At 67.4% G+C, this 17,593-nt stretch carries 16 protein-coding genes and 1 pseudogene; 2 read left to right on the top strand and 15 right to left on the bottom strand.

The genetic code is table 11. The features are described 5' to 3' along the window. Positions 1–489: pseudogene (locus N5E02_RS16050) on the bottom strand (sensor domain-containing phosphodiesterase); the annotation flags it as partial. A 177-nt stretch (positions 490–666) separates the two neighbouring features. On the opposite strand from N5E02_RS16050, the gene N5E02_RS16055 reads away from it, so the two are divergent. After that, entirely contained in the window at positions 667–2,778 is a 2,112-nt protein-coding gene (locus tag N5E02_RS16055) for a M13 family metallopeptidase (RefSeq protein WP_188239204.1), read from the top strand. Between the two features lie 110 nt (positions 2,779–2,888). Here N5E02_RS16055 and N5E02_RS16060 read toward each other — a convergent pair whose 3' ends face one another. Beyond that, positions 2,889–3,818: an oxygenase MpaB family protein gene (locus N5E02_RS16060; protein ID WP_005415105.1), complete on the bottom strand. Its 930-nt coding sequence runs from the start codon at positions 3,816–3,818 to the stop codon at positions 2,889–2,891. A gap of 309 nt (positions 3,819–4,127) precedes the next feature. On the opposite strand from N5E02_RS16060, the gene N5E02_RS16065 reads away from it, so the two are divergent. After that, positions 4,128–4,742, top strand: a complete 615-nt coding sequence (locus N5E02_RS16065; RefSeq protein ID WP_164093522.1) for a hypothetical protein — start codon at positions 4,128–4,130, stop codon at positions 4,740–4,742. Between the two features lie 39 nt (positions 4,743–4,781). Here N5E02_RS16065 and N5E02_RS16070 read toward each other — a convergent pair whose 3' ends face one another. From N5E02_RS16070 to N5E02_RS16130, 13 genes are all read right to left on the bottom strand, one after another. Continuing rightward, positions 4,782–5,126, bottom strand: coding sequence for a hypothetical protein (locus tag N5E02_RS16070; protein WP_065179265.1), 345 nt, complete (start codon positions 5,124–5,126; stop codon positions 4,782–4,784). Positions 5,127–5,159: 33 nt separating this feature from the next. Next, entirely contained in the window at positions 5,160–5,930 is a 771-nt protein-coding gene (locus tag N5E02_RS16075) for a LytTR family DNA-binding domain-containing protein (RefSeq protein WP_005415102.1), read from the bottom strand. Next, positions 5,920–7,179 (bottom strand): histidine kinase, encoded by a 1,260-nt coding sequence (locus N5E02_RS16080; protein ID WP_061478621.1) that lies wholly within the window; start codon positions 7,177–7,179, stop codon positions 5,920–5,922. The genes N5E02_RS16075 and N5E02_RS16080 overlap by 11 nt, the downstream gene beginning before the upstream one ends. Before the next feature lie 285 nt (positions 7,180–7,464). Then, positions 7,465–9,114, bottom strand: a complete 1,650-nt coding sequence (locus N5E02_RS16085; protein ID WP_053500755.1) for a M28 family metallopeptidase — start codon at positions 9,112–9,114, stop codon at positions 7,465–7,467. 440 nt (positions 9,115–9,554) lie between these two features. Further along, entirely contained in the window at positions 9,555–11,210 is a 1,656-nt protein-coding gene (locus N5E02_RS16090; protein WP_164093140.1) for a CsgG/HfaB family protein, read from the bottom strand. 16 nt (positions 11,211–11,226) lie between these two features. After that, positions 11,227–11,904 carry a hypothetical protein gene (locus tag N5E02_RS16095; protein WP_005415096.1) on the bottom strand — a complete coding sequence of 226 codons (678 nt, stop codon included), beginning with the start codon at positions 11,902–11,904 and terminating at the stop codon, positions 11,227–11,229. Positions 11,905–12,002: 98 nt separating this feature from the next. Beyond that, positions 12,003–13,103, bottom strand: a complete 1,101-nt coding sequence (locus N5E02_RS16100) for a hypothetical protein (RefSeq protein WP_032953880.1) — start codon at positions 13,101–13,103, stop codon at positions 12,003–12,005. Continuing rightward, the gene (locus tag N5E02_RS16105; protein WP_188219107.1) at positions 13,094–14,290 is read right to left on the bottom strand and encodes a hypothetical protein; all 1,197 of its coding nucleotides are present in this window, start codon (positions 14,288–14,290) and stop codon (positions 13,094–13,096) included. Before N5E02_RS16105 ends, N5E02_RS16100 begins: the two co-directional genes overlap by 10 nt. A gap of 106 nt (positions 14,291–14,396) precedes the next feature. Further along, the gene (locus N5E02_RS16110; RefSeq protein WP_111008068.1) at positions 14,397–15,659 is read right to left on the bottom strand and encodes a sigma-70 family RNA polymerase sigma factor; all 1,263 of its coding nucleotides are present in this window, start codon (positions 15,657–15,659) and stop codon (positions 14,397–14,399) included. Positions 15,660–15,704: 45 nt separating this feature from the next. Continuing rightward, the gene (locus tag N5E02_RS16115) at positions 15,705–16,061 is read right to left on the bottom strand and encodes a DUF1428 domain-containing protein (RefSeq protein WP_014645774.1); all 357 of its coding nucleotides are present in this window, start codon (positions 16,059–16,061) and stop codon (positions 15,705–15,707) included. A 22-nt stretch (positions 16,062–16,083) separates the two neighbouring features. Continuing rightward, the gene (locus N5E02_RS16120; protein ID WP_188239203.1) at positions 16,084–16,494 is read right to left on the bottom strand and encodes a VOC family protein; all 411 of its coding nucleotides are present in this window, start codon (positions 16,492–16,494) and stop codon (positions 16,084–16,086) included. Between the two features lie 33 nt (positions 16,495–16,527). Beyond that, on the bottom strand, positions 16,528–16,950 hold the full coding sequence (locus tag N5E02_RS16125; protein ID WP_139726669.1) for a VOC family protein: 423 nt from the start codon (positions 16,948–16,950) through the stop codon (positions 16,528–16,530). A gap of 67 nt (positions 16,951–17,017) precedes the next feature. Then, positions 17,018–17,431 (bottom strand): YciI family protein, encoded by a 414-nt coding sequence (locus tag N5E02_RS16130; RefSeq protein ID WP_032953878.1) that lies wholly within the window; start codon positions 17,429–17,431, stop codon positions 17,018–17,020. Positions 17,432–17,593: the final 162 nt, after the last annotated feature.

Genomic DNA, 17,593 nt, shown 5'->3' on the forward strand with positions numbered 1-17,593 from the left:
GTCGCCCGTGCCGGCCGTCAGCGGTCGGCCATGGCTGTCGAGCACGACGATGCTGTGCAGCTCGGCATGCCGGCGCAGCACGCCGCCGATGGAGGCATCCATCAAGGCCGGCGCCTGTACCGGCACACTGCGGAACACCTCGGCGGCGTCGGCGGCGATGCCGGACAGGGCGCGTTCCAGGTTGCGCAGCTCCAGCGCCAGCAGGCGCTCGCTGCCCACCGCCAGCGCGCGGCTCTGCCGCTGCGCCGCTTCCAGGCGGCGGTGGTAGTCATTGACCAGCATGAGGGTCAGGCCGGTCACCAGCAGAACGCCCAGCAGCACACCGCCCCAGGTGATGGCGCGCAGCGGCCGTGCCAACGCCCGTTTCAGCGCGGGCATCGGTTGATCTTCCTTGTGCAGTCGGCTGGCTTCATGCGCGAACGAATCCTCCACGTCCCCGACCTCAACGGCCGGCGGACGCCATTCTTGACGCCTGACCCCACCCTGCATGGCCACCTCCCCCGTGTCCACGCAGGGCTCCAGGGTCCAGCATGCACCACCCCGGTGACGGCGTGAAGATCGCGTCTGCGCGTTCAGCCAGATCCTGCACAGGACGGGCGGCGCAAGGACGCGGCCAGTGGCGCCGGAGCGGATTAGACTTGGGGTTTTCCGCTGCAAGAGAAGTCCATGTCCAAGCTGCGCCGTCCCACCCTGGCGCTGGCCATCGTTGCCAGCCTGTCCCTGGCCGCCTGTGACCGCCCGGCCGAACCGGCCGCCGGTGCCACCGCGCCGGCCGATGCCGCCCCCGCTGCGGCCAAGCCGATGCTGGGCAGTTTCGGCTTCGATGCCAGCGGCATGGACCGCAGCATCGCCGCCGGCGACGACTTCTTCGGCTTCGCCAATGGCACCTGGGTGAAGAACACCGAGATTCCGGCCGACCGCTCGCGCTTCGGCAGCTTCAACGTCATTGCCGAGAAGACCCTGGCCGATACCCGCGCCATCCTTGAAGGGGCGGCCGGCAACACCAAGGCCAGCGGTGACGACAAGCTGATCGGCGATTACTACGCCGCCTACATGGACGAGGCTGGCATCGAGCAGCGCGGTCTGGCGCCGGTGCAGCCGCAGCTGAAGGCCATCGATGCGATCGCCGACAAGGCCGGGCTGGCCCGCGCCCTCGGCGGCGACCTGCGCGCCGACGTCGACCTGCTCAACGCCACCAACTTCTACACCGACCGCCTGTTCGGCCTGTGGGTCTCGGTGGACATGCTGCAACCGGACCGCACCGCGCCGTACCTGGTGCAGGGCGGGCTGGGCATGCCCGACCGTGACTTCTACCTGGGCGATGGCCGCATGGCCGAGCTGCGCAAGCAGTACCAGGCCTACATCGCGCAGATGCTGCAGCTGGCCGGTGTGGCCGACCCGGCTGGCAAGGCGCAGCGCATCCTGGCGCTGGAAACGAAGATCGCGCAGGCGCATGCCACCCAGGAAGAAACCAATGATGTGACCAAGGGCGCCAACCCCTGGACCCAGGCCGACTTCAATGCCAAGGCGCCGGGCATGGACTGGAGCGCGTTCCTCGATGCGGCCGCGCTGGGCAACCAGCAGGACTTCATCGTCTGGCAGCCCAAGGCCGTGGCCGGCCTGTCCAGGCTGGTCGCCACCGAGCCACTGGAGGTGTGGAAGGACTACCTGGCCTTCCACGCGCTGGACCGTGCCGCCGCCTACCTGCCGAAGAAATTCGCCGATGCCCGCTTCGCCTTCCACGGCACCGCGCTGAGCGGCACGCCGCAGCAGAGCGACCGCTGGAAGCGCGCCGTGGATGATGCCAACCATGCCGTCGGCGAAGCCATCGGCAAGCGCTATGTCGAGAAGCACTTCGACGCCAAGACCAAGGAGCGCGCGGACGAGATGGCGAAGAACATCATCGCCGCGTTCGCCAAGCGCATCGACGCGCTGTCGTGGATGTCGCCGCAGACCAAGGCACATGCCAAGGCCAAGGTTACCGGCCTGACCGTGGGCATGGGGTATCCGGAGAAGTGGCGCGACTACACTGGCCTTGAGATCCGCCGTGATGACCCGCTGGGCAACGCGCAGCGCGCCGAGCTGTTCGAGTACCAGCGCAACATCGCCAAGCTGGGCAAGCCGGTCGACCACAGCGAGTGGGCGATGCTGCCGCAGACCATCAATGCGATGAACGTACCGCTGGAAAACCGCCTGGTGTTCCCGGCGGCGATCCTGCAGCCGCCGTTCTTCGACGGCGCCGCCGACGACGCGGTGAACTACGGTGCGATTGGCGCGGTGATCGGCCACGAGATCAGCCATGGCTTCGACAACGCCGGTGCGCTGTTCGATGAAACCGGCAAGCTGCACAACTGGTGGACCGCCGAGGACCTGAAGCAGTTCAACGCCGCCGGTGATGCGCTGGCCGCGCAGTTCAGCAGCTACGAGCCGTTCCCGGGCGTGCATGTGAACGGCAAGCTGACCCTGGGCGAGAACATCGCCGACGTGGCCGGCCTGGGCACCGCCTACGACGCCTACCAGCTGTCGCTGCAGGGCAAGCCGGGCCAGACCCTGGAAGGCTTCACCCCGGACCAGCGCTTCTTCCTCGGCTTCGCCCAGGCCTGGCGCAGCAAGAGCCGCGAGCAGGCGCTGCGCAACTCGCTGCTGACCGATGTGCATGCACCGGGCCAGTTCCGCGCACTGACCGTGCGCAACATCGACGCCTGGTACCCGGCGTTCGAGGTGAAGGAAGGCCAGAAGCTGTACCTGGCCCCGGACAAGCGGGTCAAGGTGTGGTGATGTAACCGGAACGGGCGCCGCAAGGCGCCCGTTTCACTTGCGGGTAGCTGCCAACCTTGGTTGGCGCTTCCGCGGCACCGCGTGAAAGGCGTGCCAACCAAGTTTGGCACCTACCAGGCAACCGCGGGCCACTCGCGCAGGATCTCCACCGGAGCGCCCATGCGTGCACAGGCGCGACTGGCCAGGCCATCGGGCAGTGCGCGGCGGAACAGCGGCGCCATGCCCTGCATCAGCTTCGCAGACGCCGCCGCCTGCGCGCGCTGGCGGCCACTGCGTTCAAGCATGCCTTCGGCCCAGTCCGGCAGCAGCGCCGCGCCCGCACCGAGGAACACCTCGCGCGACAGCCCCGGCACCGGTACCGGCAGGCGCACGCCGGACAGCACCTCCAGCACCTCGCGCGAGCGCTCATCCACACGCAGCTCCGGCTGACGTGCACAGAAGTACGCCGCCACTTCCGCTTCGCTGCGCGGCACATCCACCGCGCCCAGTGCCTCGGCCACGCAACGGTACTCGTCGTAATAGCGATCGGCGATGTGCGCCGGCACCTCGCGCCCGTAGCGTCGGAAACCCTGCAGGAAACCGAAGGCTTCGGTCACGTGCACCCAGGTCAGCAGTTGCGGATCGTCGGCGGCGTAGGGCTCGCCCTGCGCGGTCTGCCCGCGGATCTGCGCATGGATGCGGCGCACCTTGGCCACCAGCGCCTCCACCTCGCCGCTGGGCGCATAGCTGGTGCCGGCAACGAAGGCCGTGGTGCGGCGCAGCCGACCCACCAGGTCCTGGCGGAAATTGGAGTGGTCATAGACCCCGGCCAGCGCGCGTGGGTGCAGTGTCTGCAGCATCAGCGCGCACAGGCCACCGGCGAGCATCGAGGGGAATTCGGCGTGCAGCCGCCAGGTGACGCTGTCCGGGCCGAACCAGCCCGGGTCGCCCTGCGGATGGTCGTAATCGATGCCGCTCTGGCCGCGCGGGAAGGCGTCCAGTACCCAGCGTCGGATCGGCGCGGTGACGGGGCGGGAGAGTCGCTGCAGCAGAGCCGGCATCACAGGTCCAGGAAAGGCGGAAGAACAGTCGCGTCTTGCGCGGTTGGCTCCGATTCTCGGCGATCACGCCTCCGGCGGCGAGCCTCCCCGCTCAGCGACGGTTTCATGTGCGGCCGCAGCACGTTTCACCCTGCGACATCCTGTCGCAGGCTGCGACTGCGATGATGCAATGCATCAATTTTCACCCCCGCCGGGCAAACCCTTGCGCCGCTTGGCATTGCCCCCGTTGCACGGCCCGCTGGAAGTGCTAGAACTGGACCTGCCACACCGTCCAATGCTGATCGACGCACGTTCCACAAGGAGCCAGCCATGATTGCCTTGTTCAAGGGTTTGGGAATTCTGCTTCGCGACAACGAGCTCTACAGCAGCCCGTTCGACAAACAGGTGGCGCACTGGCGCAGCCTGAGCGAGCAGCAGATCCGCGATGAAGTGGCGGTGCTGGCCCAGGCCAAGTGCCAGTGGCTGATCGCCTCGATCGTCGGCTGGCAGGCGGCCTCGCTGCTGATCCTGGGCCTGATCGCCAACTACCTGTGGCGCGATGACTTCCATATCACCTTCACCCGCGTGGTGATCGTGTTCGGCTCGTGGGTCTCGATCCTGTTCGTGATCTGGTTCATGGCCAACATGTTCGATCAGCAGGCCGGCTTCGAGCGCTGGATGAAGGCGTTCAACAGTCGCGCCCGCATCAGTTCCAAGGCCGACAGCGTCGAACACGTGGCCGAGGCGCTGGACCTGGCCGAGCACTACCCGGAAGTGCTGGACTACAAGCAGGCGGTCACCGCCAGGCGCGAACTGCGCCACGAGGACATCCGCATCATGACCGAGATCGGCCGGATGAAGCAGCACTCCGAACTGGTCGGCCGCCTCAACCATGTGGGCGAGACCGAGCACCATCACGACCTGACACTGCAACCTGCCTACTGAGCCTTCAGGGAAGCGGGGGGACCCACACTGCCACCGTGATCACTCACGGTGGCAGTGTTCTATCGGGTCCTGGCTGACGCACTGGCGGAAGCCGTCGGGCAGGCCACGCATGGCCTCGGTCTTGCCTGCTGCAACTGCGAACCGGCGCAGCGGCGGTGCGGTACACGCCGCATCGGGGCTGCAGCCCGGATCGAGCACCAGGTAGTGGCAGGCACCACTGCTGCTGGCAATGCACTGGAAACGAGCCTCGCCATCGACGACGGTAGCCTTGCTGTACAGCGTGTCCACGCCGTTGGCGTGGGTGCGCGTGATCGAGGTGTTGCGGGACCTTTCGCAGCCGGCCAACGCCAGCACGACAATGCACGCAATCAACAGTCGGGGCATGTTCGTTCCTCGGTGAAGGAGATGCTGCTGCGGCTACATGCCGCGGAACAGGCTCATGAACGGCTGGCTGACCACCAGCGTCTCCGTGCGCCCGCGCAGGCGCAGCACGCCGCGCCCGGTATCGTCGCGGCTGACCGCCGCCACCGCCTTCATGTTGACGATGGTCGAACGATGGATCTGGCGGAAGTGCTGCGCATCGAGCACTTCCAGCAGCTCGCGCAATGGTGTGCGCAGCAGGCTTTCGCCGGTGGCGGTGACCACGGTGGTGTACTTGTTGTCCGCGCGGAAGTAGGCCACGTCTTCCAGCATGATCAGCTGCGTCTCGCGCCCGTTGCTGGCGGTGATCCAGGCCAGTGGCGGGCGCTCGGCTGCGCCCTGCGATGGGCCCAACCGCTGCAGCAGGCGCTCCAGCACGGCATCGTCCTGGCGCGTCGATGGCAGCCGCGACAGGATGCGCTCGCGGGTGGCCAGCAGGCGCTCGTCGCTGACCGGCTTCAACAGGTAATCCATCGCGCCCTGCTCGAACGCATCGATGGCGTACTGGTCGTAGGCGGTGACGAACACTACCTGGGTGCGCGGGCTCAGCTCGGACAGCGAGCGTGCCACCTCGATGCCGCTGATGCCAGGCATGCGGATATCGAGAAAGGCGATGTCCGGCTGCTTCTCGGCCAGCTGCTCCAGTGCGCTGGCACCATCCTCGCACTCGGCCACTAGCGCGAGGTCCGGCCACAGCCGGCCCAGCTGCTCCACCAGTGACTGCCGCAGCAGGTCCTCGTCTTCGGCGATCAGGGCTTCAAGCGGCATGGCTGCGCTCCTTGTGCGACTGCGGCAGGGTCATGGTCGCTGCCACGCCGCTGGGGAAGTTGGCGACGATCGCCACGCCGGCCTGCTCACCGCAGGTCAGGCGCAGGCGCTCGCGCAGGTTCTTCAGGCCGATGCCGGTACCACTGGTGCCCTGGCCGAAGCCGAGCCCATCGTCGGCCACGGTCACCGTCACGTGGTCATCGAAGCCGCGCGCCAGGATCCAGATCGTGCCTCCGCCGGGCTTGGGTTCAAGGCCATGCTTGATCGCGTTTTCCACCAGCGTCTGCAGCGCCATCGCCGGCAGGTGCACGCCATGCAGTTCGTTGGGCACCTGCACTTCCACCGCCAGCCGTGCACCCATGCGGATGCGCAGGATCTCCAGGTAGGCGCGGGTGCGTTCCAGCTCCACGCCCAGCGTGGACACCGATTCGTCCACCTGTGGCAACGAGCTGCGCAGGTACTGGATCAGGTGGCCGAGCATCTGTTCGGCCCGTGCCGGGTCGGTGCGGGTCAGCACCTGCGCATTGGCCAGCGTGTTGTAGAGGAAGTGCGGTTCCACCTGCGCATGCAACAGGTTCAAGCGCGCCACCGACAGTTCCTTTTCCACCTGGGTCTGTTCGGCCGCAGCCTGTTCGTCGCGGCGCTGGTCGGCGACGCGGCGACTGATCGCGCGGGTGACTGCTTCGGCGTTCTCGAAGTTGCTGCCCTCGTCCAGCGCCAGCAGGTCGGCCCACCAGCCGGCATCGGGTTCGAACAGCAGGGTAACAGTGCTGGTGCCCTGCCCCGGCGTGACCGTTGCCAGCACGCTGTTGCGCTTGATCGCCAGCCGCGCAGGCAGATTCCAGCGCGATGGCTGGCGGCCATTCCAGAGATCGACCCGGCGCACATAGGCGCGCACCTGCAGGCTGCCGGCCGAGCTTTCCACATCTTCCACGCGGGGTAGTTCGGAGATTGCCGCCTCCACCACCGAAAAGGCGTGGCCGGCGTCCATCGGCAGTTCGATCTGGCGGCGCTGGCGACCGGACAGGGTGGTGGCATCCAGGCGACCGGCCACCAGCCAGACCCGGCGGATGTGGGTGATGGCACTGCCCAGCGCGGAAATGATCAGGAACATCGCCAGCAGGCCGAAAATCCAGCCCGGGCCATCGTTCATGCCACTGAAGATGCCGCTCCAGACCATGCCAGCGACGAACAGCGCCGCAGCCCAGGCCAGCAGGTGACGGAACAGGAGTGAAAGGCTGGCGAACACGGCGGCGCCTTGGAGGAAGGGGGTGAGCCGAGCATAGGGCGGCCGGCCGGGCAAGCAAGCGCCCTGCGACGAAGGGCCGGAAAGTGCGGATGGAAGCCGCTATGGAAATGCCGGGAACGCGCCTGCGCATTCGCGCTGGCGCTCCCACGGCTCGCCTGCGCAAGCCGTGGGCCCCATCTCACCAGCACCCACACCCCCGCGCCTATGGCGCCGCCCCCTGACTCAGGGGACGGTTGCCCGGACCGAGTGCGGTTGCCGGCCAGCGGCCGGCACTACCGAACGCCCTTACTTGCGCTGGTCGGCGCTGGCGTCACGCACGGCGCGGAACGACTCGTCCTTGCTCCAGTTCGGCCAGCTGCGCGCGTTGGCCAGCTGGTTGCCCAGCGTGTACAGCACTTCCAGGTCGCGGGCGGCACCGGCGAACACCCAGTCCGGCTGCCATTCGTCGCCCTGCTGGTGGTAGCGCTTGGCGGTGTAGTCCTCGGAGGCCTTCTTGCCTGCGGCGACGCCACCGTCCACCCAGTCCTGGCCGGCCGACCAGGACAGTGCCGGCACGCCACGCTTGGCGAACGGGAAGTGATCGGAGCGGAAGAACAGGCCCGCTTCCGGCTTCGGGTCCGGCGTGTAGCGGATGTCCCAGCCCTTGGCCACGTCCTTCAGCTGGTCCAGCAGCTCGAAACGCGCGGCACCGTAGATGCCGAAGTCACGCGACGGGCCGAACGGCGCCATGCCGTCCATGTTGATCACCGCCACGGTCTTTTCCAGCGGGTACAGCGGATGGGTGGCGTAGTACTCCGAACCCAGCAGGCCCTTCTCCTCGGCGGTGACCGCCAGGAACAGCAGCGAGCGCTGCGGGCGCGTTTCCTTGGCGAAGCCACGGGCAAGCTCGAGCAGCGAGGCGGTACCGCTGGCGTTGTCCAGTGCGCCGTTGAAGATGCGGTCACCGCGCGCGTCCGGCTCGCCCACGCCAATGTGGTCCCAGTGCGCGCTGTAGATGATCGTCTCATCCGGATGGCGGCTGCCTTCCAGGCGTGCGGCCACGTTGTGCGAGGTGATCACTTCGGTCTTCACCGCGTACTTCGCGTCCAGGCTGGCGCCGGTCAGCGGCACCGGGGTGAAGTCGCGCTGCTGCGCCTTCTTCTTCAGCGCCTCGAAGTCCTGCCCGGCGGAGCGGAACAGCTCCACGGCCAGGTCGCGCTGGATCCAGCCTTCCAGCAGCGGGTGGCTTTCGGCCGGGTTGTCGCGCACCACGTCGAACATGGTGTTGGTGTTGGAACCGGCCACGGTGGCCCAGCCATAGGAGGCCGGTGCGGTCTCGTGCACGATCAGCACGCCCAGTGCACCCTGGCGCGCGCCTTCCTCGTACTTGTAGGTCCAACGGCCGTAATAGGTCATGCCCTTGCCGTCGAAATCACCTTGGCCGGTTTCGAAGTCCGGATCGTTGATCAGTACGACGGCAATCTTGCCCTTCAGGTCCACGCCCTTGAAGTCGTCCCAGTTGCGCTCCGGCGCTTTCACGCCATAGCCGAGGAACACCAGCGGGGCCTTGCTGATGTCGACGTTGCTGGCGCCGTTCATGGCGGCGCGCACGGCAATCTGCTTGCCCTGCTCCAGCGCAACAGTCTTGCCGCCCTGGTGCAGCGCCAGCTGCGGTGTGCCGACGATGTCGCCCTTGCGCAGCGGCACGGCCTGGGTCCAAAGGCGCTTGCCGTCCTTGAGGTCGCCGCCCGGCTGCAGACCGGCGTCGGCAAACTGCTTGCTGAGGTAGGCGATGGTCTTCTCTTCGCCGGCGGTGGCCGGCGAGCGGCCTTCGTAGGCGTCGGAGGCCAGTTCCTTGACGTCGGCGGAGATCCGCGCGCCATCGAATTTCGGGGTGGCCGCCATCAGTGCGCTCGACACCGACAGGGCCAGCACGCCCAGTACCACTCGTTTCATTGCTCTCTCCAGCAGGGAAATCTCTCTGGAGTGTAATGGGATTCGGCAGGGCTGCGCCCTGCACCCGCCGAAGCCAGGGCAGCAGCAACAGCTGGAGCAACAGCAACAGCAGAAGCAGGCATTCGGTGGGATGGCGGGGTGGGTCCGGTTGCGGGGGACGCCGTAAACCCCGCTCCGCGGTCCGGCCCAGCCGCTGGCGGCTGTGCGTTCGGGCGCTTGCGAAGCAATGCTTCGCAAGCAAAGCGCCCTCACCCTTGGGGGCTTGGCCGCGGCATTCATGCCGCGGACACCCACGCAACCGGACCCACCCCGCCTTCGACAGATCTCTGCTGCTGTTGGTGGGTGTCGACCTTGGTCAACACGGACGGAAACACGAAGGGGTCAGATCCCTTTCCCGGCAGGAAAGGGCTCTGACCCCATCTGTGTGTTGCTTGGGCGTGTTACCAGTTCGGGTCTTCGGCCGGGGCGGCAGCAGGCTTGGGCTTCGGCTTGGCCACCGGGCGCGCGGCGGTAGCCGGTGCTGCCGAGGCCGTTGCGCCAGCAGCGGCGGCAGCCGGCTTGCTGCCCAGCTTCTGGCGCAGTTCGATCTGGCCCGGACGGAAGCCGCCGCGCATCGCGTCAACGCCGTCTTCGATGGTGCCGTACGAGGTCTGTGCAGCCACGCGGTCGATGCGGATGGTGCAGCATGGGTGTTCGCTGCGGCCCAGCGAACGGCCGGTCTGCGGGTCCTTCAGTTCCTCGCCCAGGCGCACAGCCTGCCAGCGCTGGCCGGCCTGCACGGTGTCACCGCCTTGGCTCAGCACCACCTGGTCACCGTCCACCGACACCACCGACACCGGGAACAGCGTGGTGACGATGCTGGTGCCGATCTGGCCGGACAGCGATTCCATCATCGCCGCAGCCATGTTGCGGCCGTTGACCACACGCGGCAGGGTGCTCGGGCCGGTCGAGGCCAACTGGTGATCGAAGCTGTCGGACATCACCACCTGGCCAGTGGTGGCGTTGACCAGGCGCAGGGTGATGCGGCCGCCACCGGAGTATGAGGTCACCTGACGGTCGGACATGCGCAGGTTGCGCACGCTGCGCGGGTACTCGAAGCGTTCGATGGTCGGGATCAGGATCAGGTCGGTCGCCAGCTGCTGGCCGACGCGGGCAGTGTCCTGCAAACGCACGTTGCCGCTGTTGATGTGGTCGATCTCGGCCTGCAGTTCGTCGCCGAACTCGCGATCCAGCACGATGAAGCGCTGGGTCTGGGTCAGCGTGTCGGACAGGCGTGCGCGGATCGCGTCGGCCACTTCATCGGCGCTCACGCGGCCATCGCCCACGGCATAGCTGCCGGCCTTCGTACGCGGCAGCGCGACCACGATCTTCGGCTTGCCCTGCTCGTCCGGTGCGCGGTACTGGGCGATCTGGGCACGCACGCGTACCTTCCAGTAGCTGCGCATGCTGCGGTGGGTCACGTCGGAATCGAACGAGCTTGCGCCACGCTTGGCATCGACGCTGACCTTCTCGTCGTAGCGCTCCTTGACACTGGCCGAGGCACCGCCGCCCTTGGCCGTGGCTTCGCCAGAGGCGCTGGCAGAGGCCGAACCCTTGAAGCTCCAGCCTTCATCGCTGGCGCGCACGCGCGCGATGGTTTCCTCGTCCAGCTGCCGCACTTCGTCCTGCGACAGGATTTCATAGCCCAGCACCGCGCCCTGCGAGCCGGCGATCATCTGCTGGGTGAACGCGTCGGCGCGGATATCGCCGACGTGTTCGTCATCCACGTCCACATGCAGGCCTGCGCGCAGGCCCTGCATCTGGCTGGCCACGCGTACACCGTTGACCTGCGCCACCGCCGACTGCAGCGCCGCCAGCACCGCCAGTTCCGGGGTGCTGCCGATGCCGTCGGCCTCGCGCGCGACCTGGGTGGTGCCGCCGAAATCCGGCGTGCCACGCAGGGGCGCTGCTTCCACTGGCGCATTGCTGGCCAGTGCACTGGTTGCCTTGTCCTTGGCGGGTGTGGGCGCATCGGCGGCCGGGGTGTCCTGCTTGCCGCAGGCTGCAAGCAGCACGGCGGCCAGGCCCAGGCCGATCAAACGGGAGGTCGTACGCATGGGGTTGATCCTCGGATCAGATCGAGTCGAGCATCGAATCGGCGTTCGACGGCACCTTCACCTTGCTCTTCTTGGCGAAGGTCACGGCCGACTTGGTCGAGCCGTACAGGCCCTGGATGAAGCCCGGCGATTCCTTGGCCACCCATGCACCGGCAGCCAGTTTGCGGCCGACGGTGGCCATCTGGGTGGCGCCCAGGTTCTTCATGCCGGCGGTGAAGTTGCTGGCTTCGCCGCCCAGCTTCTGCGCTTCGGCAGCCGACGCCAGCAGCGAGACCAGGCCTTCGGCATAGTGCTGCTTGGATTCAGCGTTCAGCTCCGGCTGCGCGGCCTGGCGCTCGTCGATCGCGGCCTGGGCGGCTTCGCTGACCGACACCGACTTCTTCATCGCATCGACGCTGACCGAACCCGACGACAGCGCCTGGCGCTCGGCTTCCAGCAGCTGCACCTGCTCGGCCAGGCCGAAGGCACGGGCGAACGAGGTCTGGGCCTGCAGCGAGTGCGACTGCGAGCTGACGAAACGACGCACCAGTGCTTCCTGCGCGGCTTCATCCGGTGCGGCGGCACTGGAGGCGCTGCTGCTGGAGGTACCGGTGGCGGCGCCGGCCAGGTCCTTCAGCTTGCCCAGGCCAGCGTGCGCCGGCATCGACAGGGTGGCGGCCGCGATGGCCAGGACAAGAGCGGTATTGCGGATCATGTGAGAGTCCTTTGGGAGAGACGGCCGCGGTGCGGCACGTGGGGAATCGGTAAGCCCCGGTGGATGCCGAGCGCGCTCGGCACCCACGGGGCGGCGGATCAGCGGACCGCCTTGACGTTCAGTTCGTTGATCATCTGCTGGGCGGCCTTTTCGGCAGCCAGCTGCAGGGCATTGGTACGGGCCACGGTTTCATTCGGGCCGGTGCCGGAGAACTGCACCGGGCCGACCGACGACACGGTGCGCGGGAAACGACCGGTCACATCCAGCACCTTGCCGGTGACGGTGACGAACACGCGGGTGTTGCCACTGGCCGGATCACGGTCGCGCATGCCGATGTCGAGGGTGCCGACGGCGATGTACGGAATGTTGGCCGCACGGATGCCGTTGGCGGTGTCACGCAGGGTGGCCGGGGCCAGGTCGTTGCCGGTGCTGAAGTCCTTGCGGATGCGCTCGATGCTGAGCAGGCCACGCGATTCGCCTTCCACGTATTCGGCTTCAACCACTTCGTAGCCCGCGGCGCTGAAGGCCCCGGTCATCGCGGTGTTGACCTCGGCGGCGTTGGCCACCTTCCAGGTGATGTTGTCGGCGCGCGCGGTGGTGCTGCCGCCGCTGGTGACCGACACCGAACCATTCTGGTTGATGCTGCCGTTGGTGCTGACCGAGTTGCCGCGGAAGCTGTCGCCCTCACGGGTGTTCTCGCTGTAGCTGCTGCTGGCGTCGACGCGGCGGTACTCCTTGTCCTGGAACGACTGCACGGTGTCCTGCGAGCGCGCCATGAACAGGAAGGTCAGCAGCGAGCGCTGCGCGGCGGTGGCACCGGCCACGGCCGAACCCGCATCCAGCTTGGTCTGCAGCAGGGTGGTGTTGATCTCGGCACGGACGGTGACGGTGTAGGTCTTGGCCTTCTTGTCTTCGGTGTCCGACAGCTGCACCGCGCTGAGCACGTAGCGGTCGATCTCGCCGATGAACTCGGCGCGGCGCGCTTCGAACAGGCGCAGCTTGGCCGCACCGGTTTCGGCGATGTATGCCTCCAGGGCGTTGACCTTGGCCTTGTTCAGGGCCTGGGCACGGGTATCGGCACTCAGGCGCAGGCCGTAGCTGGCCGAGCCGGTGCCGCGCGAACTCGCGGTCTGCGCAGCGACCGGCGAGGCCACCACCAGCGCGATGAGGATGAGCAGGATGGTACGCATCAACGACATGACTTGATCAACTCCTGGAGGGCTTGGGTCTGCTGCTGCAACGGGCGGCCGCCCGGCTTCTGTTCGTCCAGCCAGGCGCGCGAATCGGCACGCTTGGCGGCGGCGCCGGCGAAGGCATCGAGCCCGGCCAGCAGGGTTTCGTAGCTGGCCGACCACTGGTCGACCTGCCACTGCGTGGCCGGAACCACCTTGGTGGCCCCCTTGCGCAGCGGCTGTTCGAAATAGACCTTCCCCGAGAACGGTTCGGTCACCCTGGCGGTGAAGAAGGCGCCGAACAGCATCGTCTTCATCGCCGGGGTTTCCTCGATCACGCCGTTCTTCAATGCATCGACCTGCAGGTTGATGACGTAGTCGGGTTCGGGAATCTTCAGCTGGTAGACCTTGCCGTCGGCAAAGCGGGCAGCCATCGCGCCACCGATCGCCTGGCCCGAGGCCGGCGGCAGCAGCCCGACGCCGGTGTTGGACGACAGCGTCTTGGACAGTTCATGGGCGAGGGTGGCGCGCAGCGGCGCTTCCCACTTCGGATCGGGCAGCTTGGCGCGGACCGCGTCGGACAGGGTTACACCTCCGACCTGCAGACGGCGCACCGCCGCGTCGGGCAACCTGGCCTGGGCGAGGCTGGCCGCCAGCACCTGCGACAGGCTGGTATCGGCGCCGCCATACAGCAGATCGGCGACGATCGCGTCGATATCGTCGTTGTCCGGTCGGTAATCCTGCACGTCGATGCGCTGCAGGGTCAGCGGATAGGACGCGATCACCTGGCGCTCGCGGAAGTCGAAGAACAACGCCTGCAGCGCCACTTCCACCAGCACCTTGTACTGGTCACCGATCGGCTCGACCGAGACCAGTTCGCGGTCCAGCGCGGCGGCCAGCACGGTGGCGCTGGTGGTGCCGTCGAGCATCGCCACCGGCTGGTCGATCAGCTCCAGGTGGGCCGGTGCGCGGCGCTTGAGCGACTGCGCCAGCGTCTGGTTCAGCGGGATCAGGCCACGCCGTTCCAGCACCGCATGCGCATGTGGCGTGGTCGCCTGCACGGCGGCGGCGTCAGCGGTATAGGCAAAACCGGCCCAATAGGCCTGCTGCGATTTGTCCGCGGCCTGCACGGCCATCGGCCATACGGCCAGGCACAGGGCACAGGCAAGCAGGCGCGCAAAAGCGCGCGATGCGCTCTTCGTCCTTGAATACATCCAACCGCTCCTCGGTCAATACGCACGGAATGCGGGCGCTGATGCGTCCGCTGGGCGCGAAACATAGCCGCTAAGGCGCGCGGCGACAAGTGCTGTCCTTGTCGGCTCAGTCCGTGGGGGGCAGGCCCGCCCGCTGCCGCAACAGTCCACGCTCGGCCTGGTTCTGGCTGAGCCGAGCCGCCTCGCCAAAAGCGTCACGCGCATCCTGCTCGCGCCCCAGTGCCTGCAACAGCTCGCCACGCACCACCTGCAGCGGCGCGTAGTCACGCAGGCGCGCGTCGACCAGCAAGGGCTGCAGCTGCGCCCAGGCGGCAAAGGGACCGTCGCTGCGCAGGATCGCCACCACCCGGTTCAATGCCACCACTGGCGAAGGCTGCACCTGCAGAAGCTGTGCATAGAGCGCAGCAATGCGCGGCCAATCGGTATCCTCGGGGCGGCGCGCCGCTGCATGGCAGGCCGCAATGCGCGCCTGCAGCACGTAGGGATCGTCGCCACCACCCGCGGCCAGCGCACGCGCCAGCACCTGCTGCCCACGTTCGATCTGCAGCCAATCCCAGCGTGCGCGGTTCTGCTGGTCCAGCAGCACCGGCACGCCCTGCGCGTCCACCCGCGCCGCTGCGCGCGAGGCCTGCAGCTCCATCAGCGCCAGCAGGCCCAGTACCGGCGGCACCGGCAACCGATGGGCCAGGACGCGGGCCAGCCGCAGCGCTTCCTCGCACAGCGCCGGGCGCATCCAGTCGTCGCCGGCGCTGGCCGCATAGCCTTCGTTGAACACCAGGTAGATCGCCTCCAGCACCGAGGCCAGGCGCTCCGGCATCGCCTCCGCGCGCGGCACTTCATAGGGCACCTGCTTCTGCGTCAGGGTGCGCTTGGCGCGCACGATGCGCTGGGCGATGGTCGGTTCCGGCTGCAGGAACGCGCGCGCGATCTCCACGGTGGTCAGGCCACCGAGCAGGCGCAGGGTGAGCGCCACGCGCGCATCGGCCGGCAGCACGGGATGGCAGGCCACGAACATCAGCCGCAGCAGGTCATCGCCCAGGTCGTCCTCCAGCGCCTGGCTGTCATCGGGTGCCGGCAGCGCCGCCGGATGCAGTTCCTCGCCCCATTGCGCGTGCTGCTGAGCCACGCGTTGGTGCTGGCGCAGCACATCGATGGCACGGTTGCGCGCGGTGGTCATCAGCCAGGCTCCGGGGTTGTCCGGGATGCCCTGCTCCGGCCAACGCTCCAGCGCGGCCAGCCAGGTGTCCTGGGCCAGTTCCTCGGCACGGCCGACATCGCCACCGAGCAGCCGCGCCAGGCGCGCGATCAGCACTGGCGACTCCATCCGCCAGAGGGTTTCCAGACGCTGCGTCAGTGCGGGCTCGAGCATGCGCCGATCACAGCACGCACGCCCGGCCCGCACAAGCGCCGCAGCTCACGCTTCAACAATCGGCTTGAAGCCACCCCAGAACATGCGCCGGGTATCGAACGGCATGTCCTTCGGGCCCAGCGACGCCAGCCGCGGGTCGGCCATCACCTTTGCGTTGATGCGGTCGCGTGCCGCGCGCGAGCGGAACACCACGAAGGCGACGATCACCGTCTCGCCCGGTTTCGCCTTGACCGCGCGCGGGAACGAGGTGCTCTTGCCCGGCTCCACATCGTCGGCCACGCATTCCATGTACTGCAGCGCGCCATGGTCCTTCCACACCGCGCCGGCCTTGCGGGCAAGGCGGCGGTAGGCCGCCACCTTGTCCTGCGGGCACGGCAGCACGTAAGCGTCCACGTAAGCCATGCGGGTTCTCCTGCGGCGGCCGTCAGCCCGGCTCGCCGTCCATGTGTGCGATTTCCCAGAGATGGCCATCCAGGTCCTGGAAGCCGCGCTGGTACATGAAGCCCAGGTCGCGCGCCGGCTGCGGCTCGCTGGCGCCGGCGGCCAGTGCCTTGTCCACCAGCTCGTCAACGGCCTTGCGACTGGGTGCCGAGAGCGCATTGATCACTTCCGTGTGGGTGTGCGCGTCGGCAATCGGCTTGTTGGTGAACTGCTGGAGAAAGGGCTGGGTCAGCAGCATCACGTAGATGCTTTCGCTGATGACCATGCCGGCCGCGTCGTCGTTGGTGTAGGTCGGATTGAAGCTGTAGCCCAGCGCGGTGAAGAACGCCTTGGACTTCTCCAGGTCCTGCACGGGCAGGTTGACGAAGATCATCTGCGGTTGTGGTGCACTCATCGTTGAAGCTCCTTGTGGATGACAGAGGCGGGATCAGGACTGCTTCATGCAGTTGACCATCCACGGCTTGCCGTAACGGTCGATCAGCATGCCCCAGCGATGTGCCCAGAACGTTTCGCCGATCGGCATCTGCACCTGGCCACCTTCGGCCAGCGCGGCGAACACGCGTTCGGCTTCTTCGATGCTGTCGACGTCGACATTGATGGTGGTCGAGCCGCCCTCGCCACCGCCGGGACCGTCGGCCGCCATCACGATGGCGCTGCCGATTTCCAGCTGGCTGTGCGCAACGTGGTCGAGGGTTTCCGGCGGCATTTCGTTGCAGCCCGGCGAGCCATCGGAGGGCGGCATGTCGCGGTACTTCATTTCCGAGGTGACCTGGCCACCGAGTGCCTTGGCATAGAACGCCATTGCCTCGTGGGCCTGGCCGCTGAAGCCGAGGAAGGGAATCAGTCTCATGGCAATACTCCGTTGTGCGGTTCAGGGTGGTAGTGCCGGGGCGTGCCCGGTTGGGAGAGGAATCGGGTCAGCCTTCCAGCTGTGCACGCAGACGCTGTTCCTGCTGCTGTAATTCGGGGGTGAAGGCTTCACCAAAGTCTTCTGCGGAGATCAGGGGACGCAGCTCCAGCGTGCCGCCCTCGCCGAACGGCGCACGGCTGGCCCATTCAACGGCCTCGTCCAGCGACCGCACCTCCCACAGCCAGAAGCCGGCGATCTGTTCGCTGGCAGGACCGAACGGACCGGCCTCGACCTTGGGTGCCCCGGCGCCGAAATGAATGCGACGGCCGCGCTGGGTGGCGTGCAGGCCTTCACCGGCCAGCATGATGCCGGCGGCCACCAGTTGTTCGTTGAAGGCGCCCATTTCGGACAGTTCCTGTTCGCTGGGCATGCGGCCGGCTTCGGAGTCGGCGTTGGCCTTCACGATCACCATCACTTTCATTTTGGTCTCCCGTGGGACGCGTGGTGCGTGCCCTTCACTGGGTACAACGAACCAGGGGGCTGGGAATCGACACGTCTGTTGGAAATTTTTTTCTTGCGAGGAAAGCGCGCCTTCGGCGAGGGTCGGCGAACGGCGGAGCCCCTCCGTGGTGGGGTGGGTTGG

The sequence above is a fragment of the Stenotrophomonas sp. GD03777 genome, from assembly GCF_029842485.1.
Lineage (GTDB): Bacteria > Pseudomonadota > Gammaproteobacteria > Xanthomonadales > Xanthomonadaceae > Stenotrophomonas > Stenotrophomonas sepilia.

Coding starts and splice junctions, on each gene's coding strand:
- N5E02_RS16055 (WP_188239204.1), top strand. CDS start 667: ATGTCCAAGCTGCGCCGTCCCACCCTGGCGCTGGCCATCGTTGCCAGC.
- N5E02_RS16060 (WP_005415105.1), bottom strand. CDS start 3,818: ATGCCGGCTCTGCTGCAGCGACTCTCCCGCCCCGTCACCGCGCCGATC.
- N5E02_RS16065 (WP_164093522.1), top strand. CDS start 4,128: ATGATTGCCTTGTTCAAGGGTTTGGGAATTCTGCTTCGCGACAACGAG.
- N5E02_RS16070 (WP_065179265.1), bottom strand. CDS start 5,126: ATGCCCCGACTGTTGATTGCGTGCATTGTCGTGCTGGCGTTGGCCGGC.
- N5E02_RS16075 (WP_005415102.1), bottom strand. CDS start 5,930: ATGCCGCTTGAAGCCCTGATCGCCGAAGACGAGGACCTGCTGCGGCAG.
- N5E02_RS16085 (WP_053500755.1), bottom strand. CDS start 9,114: ATGAAACGAGTGGTACTGGGCGTGCTGGCCCTGTCGGTGTCGAGCGCA.
- N5E02_RS16090 (WP_164093140.1), bottom strand. CDS start 11,210: ATGCGTACGACCTCCCGTTTGATCGGCCTGGGCCTGGCCGCCGTGCTG.
- N5E02_RS16095 (WP_005415096.1), bottom strand. CDS start 11,904: ATGATCCGCAATACCGCTCTTGTCCTGGCCATCGCGGCCGCCACCCTG.
- N5E02_RS16100 (WP_032953880.1), bottom strand. CDS start 13,103: ATGTCGTTGATGCGTACCATCCTGCTCATCCTCATCGCGCTGGTGGTG.
- N5E02_RS16105 (WP_188219107.1), bottom strand. CDS start 14,290: ATGTATTCAAGGACGAAGAGCGCATCGCGCGCTTTTGCGCGCCTGCTT.
- N5E02_RS16110 (WP_111008068.1), bottom strand. CDS start 15,659: ATGCTCGAGCCCGCACTGACGCAGCGTCTGGAAACCCTCTGGCGGATG.
- N5E02_RS16115 (WP_014645774.1), bottom strand. CDS start 16,061: ATGGCTTACGTGGACGCTTACGTGCTGCCGTGCCCGCAGGACAAGGTG.
- N5E02_RS16120 (WP_188239203.1), bottom strand. CDS start 16,494: ATGAGTGCACCACAACCGCAGATGATCTTCGTCAACCTGCCCGTGCAG.
- N5E02_RS16125 (WP_139726669.1), bottom strand. CDS start 16,950: ATGAGACTGATTCCCTTCCTCGGCTTCAGCGGCCAGGCCCACGAGGCA.
- N5E02_RS16130 (WP_032953878.1), bottom strand. CDS start 17,431: ATGAAAGTGATGGTGATCGTGAAGGCCAACGCCGACTCCGAAGCCGGC.